The sequence below is a fragment of the Duncaniella sp. genome, from assembly GCF_029056165.1.
Lineage (GTDB): Bacteria > Bacteroidota > Bacteroidia > Bacteroidales > Muribaculaceae > Duncaniella.
The window spans coordinates 32,239-44,879 of the sequence record NZ_JAIDBW010000016.1 but is presented as its reverse complement, the minus strand read 5'-3'; the positions used below and the strand labels follow the sequence as shown (position 1 = coordinate 44,879).

At 51.3% G+C, this 12,641-nt stretch carries 12 protein-coding genes; 6 read left to right on the top strand and 6 right to left on the bottom strand.

Annotation, left to right across the window (positions count from 1 at the left end):
• Positions 1 to 11 precede the first annotated feature (11 nt).
• Complete coding sequence (locus K2G41_RS04430; protein WP_300115028.1) at positions 12 to 1,625, top strand: RagB/SusD family nutrient uptake outer membrane protein; 1,614 nt, start codon at positions 12 to 14, stop codon at positions 1,623 to 1,625.
• 21 nt (positions 1,626 to 1,646) lie between these two features.
• Positions 1,647 to 2,510 carry a hypothetical protein gene (locus K2G41_RS04425; RefSeq protein ID WP_300115025.1) on the top strand — a complete coding sequence of 288 codons (864 nt, stop codon included), beginning with the start codon at positions 1,647 to 1,649 and terminating at the stop codon, positions 2,508 to 2,510.
• Between the two features lie 171 nt (positions 2,511 to 2,681).
• On the opposite strand, the gene K2G41_RS04420 is transcribed toward K2G41_RS04425, so the two are convergent.
• From K2G41_RS04420 to K2G41_RS04400, 5 genes are all read right to left on the bottom strand, one after another.
• Positions 2,682 to 3,350: an ATP-binding protein gene (locus K2G41_RS04420; RefSeq protein ID WP_300115022.1), complete on the bottom strand. Its 669-nt coding sequence runs from the start codon at positions 3,348 to 3,350 to the stop codon at positions 2,682 to 2,684.
• 39 nt (positions 3,351 to 3,389) lie between these two features.
• The gene (locus K2G41_RS04415; RefSeq protein ID WP_300115019.1) at positions 3,390 to 3,872 is read right to left on the bottom strand and encodes an S-ribosylhomocysteine lyase; all 483 of its coding nucleotides are present in this window, start codon (positions 3,870 to 3,872) and stop codon (positions 3,390 to 3,392) included.
• 372 nt (positions 3,873 to 4,244) lie between these two features.
• Positions 4,245 to 4,919, bottom strand: coding sequence for a 5'-methylthioadenosine/adenosylhomocysteine nucleosidase (locus tag K2G41_RS04410; RefSeq protein ID WP_300115016.1), 675 nt, complete (start codon positions 4,917 to 4,919; stop codon positions 4,245 to 4,247).
• Between the two features lie 31 nt (positions 4,920 to 4,950).
• On the bottom strand, positions 4,951 to 5,733 hold the full coding sequence (tatC, locus tag K2G41_RS04405; protein ID WP_300115013.1) for a twin-arginine translocase subunit TatC: 783 nt from the start codon (positions 5,731 to 5,733) through the stop codon (positions 4,951 to 4,953).
• An 8-nt stretch (positions 5,734 to 5,741) separates the two neighbouring features.
• Complete coding sequence (locus K2G41_RS04400; RefSeq protein WP_300115010.1) at positions 5,742 to 5,978, bottom strand: twin-arginine translocase TatA/TatE family subunit; 237 nt, start codon at positions 5,976 to 5,978, stop codon at positions 5,742 to 5,744.
• A gap of 279 nt (positions 5,979 to 6,257) precedes the next feature.
• Here K2G41_RS04400 and fabD point away from each other — a divergent pair, with 279 nt between their 5' ends.
• The 4 genes from fabD to K2G41_RS04380 all read left to right on the top strand — a co-directional run bounded on the left by fabD (position 6,258) and on the right by K2G41_RS04380 (position 10,438).
• Complete coding sequence (gene fabD, locus K2G41_RS04395; RefSeq protein ID WP_300115008.1) at positions 6,258 to 7,136, top strand: ACP S-malonyltransferase; 879 nt, start codon at positions 6,258 to 6,260, stop codon at positions 7,134 to 7,136.
• Between the two features lie 241 nt (positions 7,137 to 7,377).
• Positions 7,378 to 8,340 carry a phosphatidylglycerol lysyltransferase domain-containing protein gene (locus K2G41_RS04390; RefSeq protein WP_300115005.1) on the top strand — a complete coding sequence of 321 codons (963 nt, stop codon included), beginning with the start codon at positions 7,378 to 7,380 and terminating at the stop codon, positions 8,338 to 8,340.
• Between the two features lie 210 nt (positions 8,341 to 8,550).
• Positions 8,551 to 9,561, top strand: a complete 1,011-nt coding sequence (metX, locus tag K2G41_RS04385; protein ID WP_300115003.1) for a homoserine O-acetyltransferase — start codon at positions 8,551 to 8,553, stop codon at positions 9,559 to 9,561.
• 1 nt (position 9,562) lies between these two features.
• Positions 9,563 to 10,438 (top strand): EamA family transporter, encoded by an 876-nt coding sequence (locus K2G41_RS04380; protein ID WP_300115000.1) that lies wholly within the window; start codon positions 9,563 to 9,565, stop codon positions 10,436 to 10,438.
• A 452-nt stretch (positions 10,439 to 10,890) separates the two neighbouring features.
• Here the strand turns inward: K2G41_RS04380 and K2G41_RS04375 are convergent, their stop codons facing one another.
• Positions 10,891 to 12,621, bottom strand: coding sequence for a RagB/SusD family nutrient uptake outer membrane protein (locus K2G41_RS04375; RefSeq protein ID WP_300114997.1), 1,731 nt, complete (start codon positions 12,619 to 12,621; stop codon positions 10,891 to 10,893).
• Between the last annotated feature and the right edge of the window lie 20 nt (positions 12,622 to 12,641).

The following is a 12,641-nucleotide window of genomic DNA, read 5'->3' as shown; positions in this document are numbered from 1 at the left end:
GACAATTCACAATGAAAAATATATTGAAATCGCTTGCAGTATTAACTGCAGCAACACCCATGCTGACGGGATGTATCGAAGAGACATTCCCCACCAATGGTGTGACTTCAGATCAGGTTGCCGAATCGTCAAAGTCACTTGAATCTATCGTCAAGGGTATGCCCGCCTACATGAAGAACTGGCATACATGGAGCTCAAACGCTTTTGACTTCGGCTATCCCGCGGTATTCATCGCTCAGAATGTCATGACCAATGACATGATCCAGCCTTACACCGGTTACCAGCACTTCCTGTACTGGCAGGAGGTGAGCATCTCGATTGACCCCACCTATCTGCTCTCACAGATCAACTGGTACTATCTCAACTTTCAGGTCAAGGCTGCCAATGAGGTGATCGGTATGCTCGCCAATCCCCAGTCGCCCGAACAGATCAAGTATCTCGCTGAAGCCATCACCTACCGCAGCGCGACATATCTTGACATGGCCCGTACCTACGAGTTCCTCCCCAACGAGACCATCAGCCCTATCAATACTGACAACAACAACGTGACCGGTCTGACCGTGCCCTACGTTACTCCCGACATGACGAGCGACGAGCTTACCAACAATCCCCGTCTGCCCCATGCCGAGATGTCGGAAAAACTCCTTGCCGATCTCGCTCAGGCTGAAGAACTCTTCCAATCGACCACTTCGGTGCGTGACTCCAAGGTGTTCCCTGACCTCGCAGTAGTCTATGGTCTCATGGCCCGCGTATATATGTGGGATGAGAACTATCCTAAGGCTGCCGAGTATGCCCGCAAGGCCATCAACACCGGTGCAGGCTACGCTCCTCTTACCCAGAGCGAATGGTTCGACAAGGCCAACGGCTTCAACAATTCCAGCTTCAACTCTTGGATGTGGGCCATCCAGTATGAGAGCAATGACGAGGCCGTCACTACCGGTCAGTCATCCAACTGGGGTAGCTTCATGATCGGAGAGTCCAATCTCGGTTACAACGGTCAGTATGGCACAAACATGATGATCGACGCTGCCCTCTACTCTTCAATTGACAATGCCGACTGGCGCAAGCTCTCTTGGAAAGCTCCCGAAGGAAGCTTCCTTTCAGGTCAGGAACCTTTCATCTCCACAAGCAAGGGCAACTCACTCATGACCTACGCAGGTATCAAGTTCCGTCCCGGCAATGGCGTGGTTGACCAGCGTGCCACTACATTTGCCGTGGCCGTGCCCCTCATGCGTATCGAGGAAATGTATCTCATCGAGGCTGAGGCAACCGCACACTCCAACCCCGCTCAGGGCAAGACCCTCCTCGAATCGTTCATGCAGACTTACCGCTATCCCACCTACTCATGCCTTGCAACTGACAAGGACGGTGTGGTTGACGAATGCTTCAAGCAGAAGCGTATCGAGTTCTGGGGCGAGAACGTGATCTTCTATGACTTCAAGCGTCTCAACAAGGGTGTGACCCGTGCATACGACGGTTCTAACTGGCCTGCAGCCGCACAGTTCAACACTAATGGCCGTCCCGGCTGGATGAACTGGCCCTTCGTTGACTATGAAGGAAACTTCAACAAGGGTGTCGAAGGCTTTGCCAACCCCGCAGTCGGTGATAAATTCAAACCAGCTTAAATCAACAAGTAAGTTCATACGATGAAATTCAATAAATTATTCTCAATTCTCGGAGTGGCTGCCGCTATGGCTTTCACAGCCTGTACGGACGAAGTCGAATACACTCCGGCCAAAGAAGTGAACACTCCCGGTGTCTATTTCTCATCCGATGAGATCTCTGACTTCGCTATTGACGCTGAAGCAGGCGCACAGACAATCACCATCTATCGTAAGACTACCGGCGGTGAGATTTCTGTAGGCATTACAGCTTCCGGTGATACTGATAAGTTCACTATTCCTTCACAGGTAACATTTGCAAATGGTGCGGAAAGTGCGGTGGTATCCATTACTCCTCTCGTGGATCTGATGGAAAACTTCACCACTTACAACCTTGCACTTTCAATTGATCCGGAATTTACCTCACCCTATCTTTCAGACGCTTGGGAAGGTACATTCGTTTATGCCAACGGTACTGAATGGAACTCGCTCGGCTATTGCGAATATACCGACGACATGGTTGGCCCGCTCTTCAGCAATCCTTGCCTGACTTGGAATGTTGAGATCGAAGAACATTCAACCACTCCCGGTCTCTACCGCCTCGTCAATCCTTACGGGTGTGCTGACTCTCCCTTCCAGAGATACTGCACACTCTCTGAGAACTATGTGGTGGTGGATGCTACCGATCCTTCAAAGGTGTTCTTCGGAAGCACTCCCAACGATGGTTTCACAACCGGTGTAGATATGGGCTACGGTGTCATGACAATCGGTCTCCAGACATACGGACAGTATGCCGATGGTAAGATCACATGGCCTGTCAAGGGTCTCGCTATCTTTGATAATGACGGTGGTTACTACGCTAACCAGAGCGGAGAATTCTGCATCGATCTCTCAAAGCTTACAAAATAAGATCCATACTGCAAAAATAAGAATGCTGTGGCGGAAATCCGCCGCAGCATTCTTATTTTTTACGACTATATTATTTCTATAACTATCAAGAAAAACCGGTTGTGAGGACAGGCAAAAGCATATACCCCACAACCGGTTAAATCGTTTTTATCATAGCCACCAGACCGACGGCTATTCCTGCATCGCGTCATTGGCAGAACTTAGGCGAAAACCTTTGCCGTCATAGTGAAAGTCAAGAAGGTTCATGGAGTGGAGGCGGATGACCATATCCTCAGCTGTCGCACGGGAGACATGGGCGGAAAGCATGAAGTCCTCCAAAGCCGTAGGCCCCTGCTCCATCATGCCGAGCAGACACCGCTCCGCATCCGATAGCGAGATGACACAGCCATCACTTTCAGCAGCAGCCATCCATGCCCGGACCAGCAGATCGGGGGCAAGTATGTTTTCATCTTTCACGCGATAATAGGCATGACTCACACCATTCGCCTCAAGAACCACGACCGGCCGACGCTCGGCACGGTCTATCTCGATACGGAACACAACCTTGTCGGCCTCGGTCTTGAACGCCGTGACACGTATCTTCTGCGAAGGCCGACAGTACATCTCAGCCGCCTGTTCGACCACGTAGATGTCTTCCTCGTTCCTGACACCGGCAATGACTCCGTTGTCCTTTACACCTACGAGCAGACGGCCACCGTCGTTGTTGGCGAAAGCGGAGATACTGCGGGCTATCTTGCGGGCGTCAGAGATAGCGAATTTGAAGTCCTGATGTTCGTGCTCGCCTTCCTCTATCAGCGAGGCTATATAAAATTTTCCCTTTATTCCTTTGAGGTCTTTCATTGTGTGTCGATAAGATTTTGACGCTGCTCACACGCATCCTTACTGCGGATAGACGAGATTGTCCGGAGTGATCACGGTCAGTACCTCGTCAAGATACGTGCGGGCTGCTTTACGTGCGGCCTCAAGATCCATGAAGGAATAGTTGCCGCAGTCGCGCGGAGTAGCACCGGGAATTTCCCCGTCGAATTCCGCTACGAATTTCATCGTGTCGCGGAGCAGGGTCACGATGTCGGAGCTTTCAAGCTCTCCCTGAATGATCAGGTAGTTACCGGTACAGCATCCCATCGGGCCCCAATAGACTATGCGCTCCTTCCACTCCGGATTGTTGCGCAGATAGGTTGCGGCCAGATGTTCGAGTGCATGAAGTGCTTCGGGTGACAGGGCGGGTTGGCGATTCGGCTCGGTCATACGGACATCAAAGGTAGTGATCACGTCGCCGGAGGGGGTGACATCGCGGCGCGATACATATACTCCTCTAAGCAATCGATTGTGGTCTATCGTAAAACTCGGTATTTTTTTCATAATTTTAATTCAATGCATAAGGCATAATAAATGATATTAGTCTGTAGGGACGCGGCGTGCCGCGTATGCCAAATGACCTTTTTCTCGTCGAGATTATACCTTTTTCTCGTCGAGATTATATTTATGATTCAGGCTTTTTCCGTAATGGTAATTTTTTTGGGATAAATACTTACAATTGAATTGCTACGGTATCATTTTGATACATTGTCATTCCCAACGATATGTTATGGTTTTCAATGATACGTTATCATTTTCAATTATGGTGTATTTCGTTTCCAGTTATGATGTATTTCATTCGGCATACGCGGCACGCCGCGTCCCTACATACATCAACCGAATTCATGAATCCCGGATGTATCAGCCTATTATGAATTAGTTATTATTTATGGAATTAATGACCTGTTTAAGTATCTCAAACGTTTTCTGCGGGGCGGTTTCCCAGAAGTCCTCATACTGGCGGGAATTGTCGTGGGAGCACCAAGGCGTGTCACTGATAACGCGCATGCACACGAAAGGTACACCACGCAGTTCGCATACCTGTGCAATGGCGGCCGACTCCATATCGACAGCCATCACGTCGGGGAAATGACCGCGGATCTTGTCAATTTCATCCTTTGACGAGATGAAGAGCTCACCGGATGCGATCAATCCCTGCTTCACACCGTCGGTCTGATCAAGCTGCGGCAACAGCGCGGGAAGGAAACGGGGCGAGCCCGGCACTCTCCCCCACTCCTCTCCGATACACCAGAAATCGTGGTGCACGAGGCGGTCAGCAATCACAACGTCCATCACGCTAACCTCATTGCCAGCTCCGGCTGCAACGCCGGTGTTGATCATGATGTCAGGCGAGAAAGCATCGATCAAACTAACAGCCCCGACAGCTGCGTTGACCTTACCGATGCCACACTGCATCACGGCCACTTCCTTGTCGCCGATGCGACCGCAGTGATATGTGATTGTCCCACGGGTCTCGGTGACGAGATCGCTTATCATCGGGAGGATGAGGGCCAGCTCCTTCTGCATGGCCACAATTATACCTATTTTCATTGTCGTTATATTAATATCAATGTATTTTTGTCTATACTTCTTGATTGCGCTTCTCCGCCATCGGGACAGCGAAAGCCGAGAGTTCCCATAGGATGTAGAGCGGCAGGAACACCACCATCAGCGTGAACGGATCGCCACTCGGAGTGATGACAGCCGCCGCAACGAGTAGCACCACTATGGCATGACGGCGGAAACGGTTGAAGAAATCGCGTTTCAGCACACCCGTCTTACCGATAAGCCACGTGACGAGCGGAAGTTCAAACACTATTCCCATCACCAATATGAGCATGAAGAAATTGTCCATATAGGAATCGAGCGAGATCTGATTTGGGATCATCGCGCTCAGCTGATAGTCCGCAAGGAAGCGCAGCGTCAGAGGGAAAACGAGGAAATAACCGGTGGCCACGCCGAGAAAAAACATCAGGTTGCCCGCGAGAAAGGCAGTGCGCATTCCTCGCTTCTCCTCCTCGTAAAGCCCCGGAGCGACGAAGCCCCACAGCAGATAGACACACATCGGGAAGCCGAGCACTATGGCTAGCCAAAAGGAGGTGGTCATGTGGATGAAGAACTGCGATGCAAGCCGAATATTGATGAGATGAACCTCAAACCCGCCGGTAGCCGCGTCAGGGAGCATCGCGCCGGGGAGTTTTGCAAGCCAGCGGTAGAGGATGAAGTCGGGGCGACACGGCGCAAGGATCACCGAGTCAAAGATATGGGGCATAGCCGCGAAAAGCACACATGAGAGCACGAGGATCAGCCCCGCGATCCGGAGCAATACTCCGCGCAGGGCTTCGGCGTGATCCCAGAATCCCATTTCCGAGTTCACTTCTTCTCTTCTTCGCCGGTTGTCGGTTTGCTGTCAGCTTTGGCCTTTGCGTCAGCTTCAGGCGTCTCGTTGATCTGGGTTACAGCCTCGTTCATTCCATGCTTGAACATGCTTATTCCCTTGCCCATGCTTCGGGCAAGTTCCGGGATGCGCTTCGCACCGAAAAGGAGGATTATGACGAGGAAAATGACTATCAGTTCGCCTGTGCCGAGGTTGAGAAAGCAAGGTATCATAAATTTTCGTAGTAATATCAATTGTTTATATCTGCAAAGTTAGTGAAATTTTTGCTGACGAGTTGTGAAAAGGGTGAGTCGCTTGACCCCGTGGATGTTAAAAATGGTTTTTGAACCTTAAAATCTTGCCGGAAAAGCGTAACTTTGCAGTCTGAAACCGACCACCGGTCAAAAGCTGAGTCAAAGCATTAGTCCTCACGCCGTTAGACGGTGATTACACGTCGAGTCGGATATAATTAAGATCAATCATTACAACGATACAACGCAAAAGTATTTTTTATGAAAGCATTTGTATTCCCCGGTCAGGGTGCCCAGTTCGTCGGAATGGGTAAAGACCTCTATGACAACAATGAAGTGGCCAAGGAGATGTTCGAGAAAGCAAACGAAATCCTTGGATTCCGTATCACCGACCTCATGTTTGATGGCACTGACGAGGATCTCCGTCAGACCAAGGTGACTCAGCCCGCCATCTTCCTCCACTCCGTTATCCTCGCCAAGACTATGGGAGACGAATTTGACCCCGCAATGGTGGCCGGTCATTCTCTCGGCGAATTTTCAGCACTCGTGGCTGCCGGAGCTCTCAGCTTCGAGGACGGTCTCCGTCTCGTTTCAGCCCGCGCTCAGGCCATGCAGAAAGCCTGCGAACTCAAGCCCTCGACAATGGCAGCCGTCATCGCTCTCCCCGACGAGAAAGTTGAGGAGATCTGTGCTTCGATCCCCGGCGTGGTTGTCTGCGCCAACTACAACTGCCCCGGCCAGCTCGTGATTTCAGGCGAGGAAGAGGCTATCGACGCTGCTTGCGTGAAACTCAAGGAAGCCGGTGCGAAGCGCGCTATGCGTCTGAAGGTAGGCGGTGCGTTCCACTCACCCTGCATGGAGCCTGCACGTGCCGAACTCGCAGAGGCTATCGAAAAGACTGAGGTTCATACTCCCGTCGTGCCAGTATATCAGAATGTCGATGCCAAGCCCCACACTGATCCCGCAGAGATCAAGGCAAACCTCGTCGCTCAGCTCACCGCTCCCGTACGTTGGACTCAGAGCGTACAGAACATGATCGCCGATGGTGCTGACGAGTTCATCGAACTCGGTCCGGGCAAGGTGCTTCAGGGTCTCGTCAACAAGATCAACCGCGAAGTAGCCACTTCAGGCCGTCAGTAATCTTCCCGTGACCTCTTATTCCTCCATTTGAGGGACATTGTAGGGACGCGGCGTGCCGCGTATGCCGAATGAAATAGTTATAGCCCAGATTTCAGGCTGATGTATTTTATTCGGCATACGCGGCACGCCGCGTCCCTACAATGTGATCGGTTATGCACTCATATATCGGTTCTGCACCCATAATGAACCTCCGGCCTTTCCTGCGTGTTATCATAATGAAAAACGCACAAACTATTTAATTATGATAACCCCTCGAAACTACTCTCCATACACGACCGCTGTCATAACCGCACGTCCGCGCAAGGAGACCGGCTTGAAATTCAAGCCCATGACCATTGCCGACATTCCGGTGATAAAGCCCTATCTTGATCAGGCTTTCGGCCGCACATGTGATTTCACTGTCGGAGGAATGTTCATGTGGATAGAATACTTTGCCTACACTTACTGCATAGTCAACAACACTCTTTTTGTCAAGGGTGTGACTGAGGACGATGTGACGCGACCCGCATTTTCAATCCCCATGGGAAAGATGTCGCTCGAAGAATCCGTGAAACTTCTCCGCGAATATTGCCGTCAGGAAGGCTACGATCTGATTTTCTCCGCAGTTCCGGAGGTCTATGTAGCCCCGCTGAAAGCTCTCGGAGCCGCTACGGTTGACAAACTCGAAGACTGGAGCGACTATCTCTATGAAGCAGCCTCACTTGCCTCGCTCAGCGGAAAGAAACTCAACAAGAAGCGTAACCACGTCAACCGTTTTGAAGCTGAACATCCCGGCTACCGTTTCGAGCCACTGACAGCCGACCATCTTCCTGCCGTAAAAGAGTTTTTCAACGCGACCCATCTTCCGCTCTCAAAACCGGCCATAGCCGATGTGGAGCGCGAACAAGTGATGCACGTGCTCGATAATCTTGAGGCATACGGCTTCGAGGGTGCAGTGCTCTCCACACCTGAAAACGGCATTGTAGCCTTCACGCTCGGCGAGGTGAAGGGCGACACACTCTATACCCACATCGAGAAGATGAACCACGAGGTCAATGGCGCGGGTGAGACCGTCAATAAGCTCTTTGCCGTAATGATGACCGAACGTCATCCGGAGGTAATGTACATCAACCGCGAGGAGGATGTCGGCGATCCCGGTCTCCGTCACGCCAAGGAGTCTTACCGTCCGGTAGAGCTGCTCGGCAAATACAATGTGGCCTTCTAAACAAAATCCAAGGATAGACAACATATACAGGTATAAAAATTCAGAAATTCCGCGAATAGCAGATGGATTTTCCCGAATACTCCGCTGACGGAGGATTTCCGGAAAGACTGTTATTCGCGGAATTTCTGAATTTTTGTAGTCCCTTATTCACTCCGAACCCTCCGAAATGCGTAACTTTGCAGTCACAAATAAACTGCGTCAAACGGAATCATGATCAATTATTATCACCACAACGGCCCTTTCAGCCTTGAACTCGGAGGCCAGCTCGACGAGCTGCGCATAGCATATCACACCTACGGCACTCTGAACGCCGATAAGTCCAACGTAATCTGGGTGTGTCATGCACTCACTGCCAACAGCGATGTCAAGGACTGGTGGCCCCACACCGTGGAGGAAGGAAAGTTCCTTGATCCGGCCGATAATTTCATCATCTGTGCCAATATCCTCGGATCGCCCTACGGCACGACTGCTCCGCTTCACACCAATCCCGCGACAGGCCAACCGTATTACAAGGATTTCCCGCCCTACACTATCCGTGATATTGTCAACGCCCACCGTATCCTTGCCGACTCCCTCGGCATCGGCCGTATAGCAACCCTCGTCGGCTGCTCCGTCGGAGGCTTTCAGGCAGTGGAATGGGCGGTTATGGAACCTGACCGTTTCGACCGGCTCGTGCTGATGGCCACAGATGCTGTCGCAACTCCTTGGACCATCGCTATCGATGAGACCCAGCGCATGTCCATCGAGGCCGATCCGACTTTCGGCGATCCTGACCCGCAGGCCGGACGCAATGGTCTCGCCGCCGCGCGCGCCATCGGCCTGCTCAGCTACCGGGGATATTACGGCTATAACCTCACGCAGCGCGACACAGAGGAACTTCCTGAAGTGCACCGTGCATGCAGCTACCAGCGTTATCAGGGCGAGAAGCTCTGCCGTCGTTTCGACGCATACTCATATCACGCCATACTTGACGCATTCGACACGCACGACGTTGGCCGTGGCCGTGGCGGTCTTGACGCAGCCCTCAAACGCATCAAAGCCCGAACTCTCGTCATCGGACTGGAGACAGATATCGTCTTCCCGCCGCGCGAGATGCAGGAACTTTGCTCGAAGATCCCCGGCGCAGTCTATGGCGAGATCCACTCTCCGTTTGGCCATGACGGTTTTCTCGTCGAATATAATCAGCTGAACAATCTCTTACTTCCGTTTATGAAGCAGTGAAATGACACGTACAACCAAAGGATATATTCTCGGAGCGGTCGCAGCCGTCAGCTACGGCACAAATCCGCTTTTTGCCGTCCCGCTCTATGAAGTAGGGATGGATGTCTCCTCTGTACTGTTTTACCGCTATGTTTTCGCGTCGATGATCCTCGGATTCATCATGCTTGTCAGAGGCGAGAGCTTCCGTCTGGATCGTCGTGACATACCGCTGATGATGCTCAACGGCATTCTCTTCGCCCTGTCGTCAGTGCTGCTGTTTGAAGCTTACAATTACATGGATGTCGGTATCGCCTCGACGCTGCTGTTTGTCGAACCGGTGTTCATCGCGCTCATCCTCTGGATCTTCTACCGCGACCGTATCTCGCTGTGGACCATCCTCTCCATAGTCATCTGCCTGACTGGTATAGTTTTTCTGTGCAATCCCGGTCCGGGAGCAAACGTTACCGCCGAGGGAGTGACCTTGGTAATATGCTCATCGCTTTCCTACGCGCTCTATATGGTTTTCATCAACAAGAGCCGTATCGGGCGGCTTCACGGCTCAACCATCACCTTTTATTCACTCCTTTTCGGTCTGATAGTCTTTGCCGTGCGCACCAACTGTTTCTTTGAGGTGCAACCCGTGCCCTCCGGACTGCTCCCTTGGGCGTGTGTGATAGGCATTTCCATCATTCCGACTATCGTTTCGCTAATGACTGTGGCGATTTCCATTCAGTACATCGGTTCGGTGGCTGTATCCATTCTCGGCGCGCTCGAACCCATTACCGGAGTCATGTTCGGAGTGCTCCTGTTCGGCGAGATACTGACCGTCCGCGCCACAATCGGCATAGTCCTGATCATCTGCGCGGTCCTTACGCTTGTCCTCACCAAAAATCGTTGAAAATTGTAGGGACGCGGCGTGCCGCGTATGCCGGATGAAATACATCTGCTTAGGACTTCGACATGTAAGTCGGCTGTAAATTCGACTGTAAGTTGGGTATAACTTCAATTGTAACTTCGACTGTAACTTCGACTGTAACTTCGACTGTAACTATTTCATTCGGCATACGCGGCACGCCGCGTCCCTACAAGCCAAAAATATGGACTGATTGGCAGATCATCTGCCAATCATTTTTTAGATCCCAATTAATCCAATAGGAGAATAGGGGTGTCATGAATTGCTTCATGACACCCCTATTCTCATTTAGTTTATATATCCTTTTTAGTTTATATCCTTGGAATTTCAGTATATATCTCCGGAATCTTCATATATCTCCGGAATCTTCGTGCTGAATGACGATTATGATTCCTTTGATATTTCTGATTCCTCTGATATTTCTAATTCCGATCAAATTACTGACCTACGAGGGATGGATCGGCAAGCTTATTGTAGATAAATTCTTTCTCAGGAATAGCAGCACGCCAGCCGTTCATGAAAGTCGGCTCATACTTGGCTGAAACCGTCTTCGGATAAGATCCCATCTGGTCGAAGTCGCCGTCGAAAGTCCTGTATTCAATCACTTCATTCCAACGTTTGTAGTCGAACCAGTTGAAGCCTTCACCCCAAAGCTCTATACGACGCTGAAGCTTCACTTCGTCAAGTAGGGCCTGACCTGTGCCACTGAAGCTGTAGGAAGGATCGCGCTTGGCCATAAGTTCCTTCAGACAAGCCTGTGCGGTAGCTTCGTCATTATTGTTGCATGCAGCCTCAGCCTCGATCAGGAGCATTTCGGCACTACGCATGTATGGAACCCAGCATGAAGAATAGCCGTCAGGGAGACCTTGGAACTTGAACTGAGTTCCGAGTGCCAGACCATACTTGTTGAGCACGTAGATACCCTTGTTATCTTCGGGACGATTAGCCTGAAGAGTGGCTGAATTACCGTAGTCTTGGATGAACTGCCACATGGCGAGGTTCTTACCCTTGGGTGATGTTCCTGATCCGGTGATGGATACGAGTGCGCGCTGTTGTGAGTACAGATCGGCATTGAAGAAATCCTCCGCGGTCACGCCATACTTTTCTGCGAGCTCGGGAGCGTGCTGCACGGTCAGAGGACCGAAGTAGAGTTTCGAGCGAACATCGGAAGCTTTCAGATGCTTGTAGAGCTGATAGTCCATAGTGTAGGTGTAGCCCCACTTGACTGAAGAGTAGTGGCCGTTGCAGGCGTAGTGTGCACCGAAGTTCCAGTAATATACTCCCAGATAGTCCATGACGGGTGACCACATGGTTTCGGAAGTAACGGTAGAGAAGCCGTTCAGGTAGTCCTCTCCCTGCATGATGGGATAATTCTGGCGTGCGGCGTGAGCCATCTCCTGAGCGGTCTTGTAGTCATTCTTGAGAAGGGCGAGACGGGCGAGGAGACCGCGGGCCACATCCTCATTTACCATGAAGAGCTCTTCGCTTGAACGCTTCTTGCTTGTCTTTTCGAAGCAGCGGATAGCTTCCTTGAGGTCGGCATAGAGCTGATCATAGACCTCATTGCAAGTATTCAAGGGATGTTCATTCGCTTCACCGGCACGCAGACGGAGCACGAGACAGTATTTCTCACCGTTGTCCGAGTCAATCCAGCGGGGAGCATGAACCTGCATGAGTCGCGTATAGCAGTGGGCGCGCATGGTGAGCGCACATGCCTTGAGCCAAAGCTCTACGCTATCATCCGGGTCATCCGCCATTCCGTCGAGAATAGTGTTGGCCGAACCGATGATCGAGTAGCAGTAGCGGTACATCCAGATGGTCCACCATCCACCTGACGAACGGCGGAAGTTGTTGGGGGTGATACCCGAAGCCATGTAGTAGGTGGTTTCACTGGGGTTGGCATCAGGGCCGAGACCCTCACCGTATATGGTAGCGAGATATGTCTCACCCGAAACATTGAGGTTACCGTTTTTCAGATCGTCGTACTGGGTCTGCATCTGGCGGAAAAGACCCATGACAGTTGCCACTGCGGCATTTTCGTCATGCTTGACGGTCTCAATCGAGGTATCGGTAAGCGGGGCTTGGTCCAGATAGCTGTCGCTACACGAAACAAGGGCGGGTGCCATCATCGTGGCAACAAGACCTCCGATAATATATTTATTTTTCATACTCTTTTGATTCTTTGATT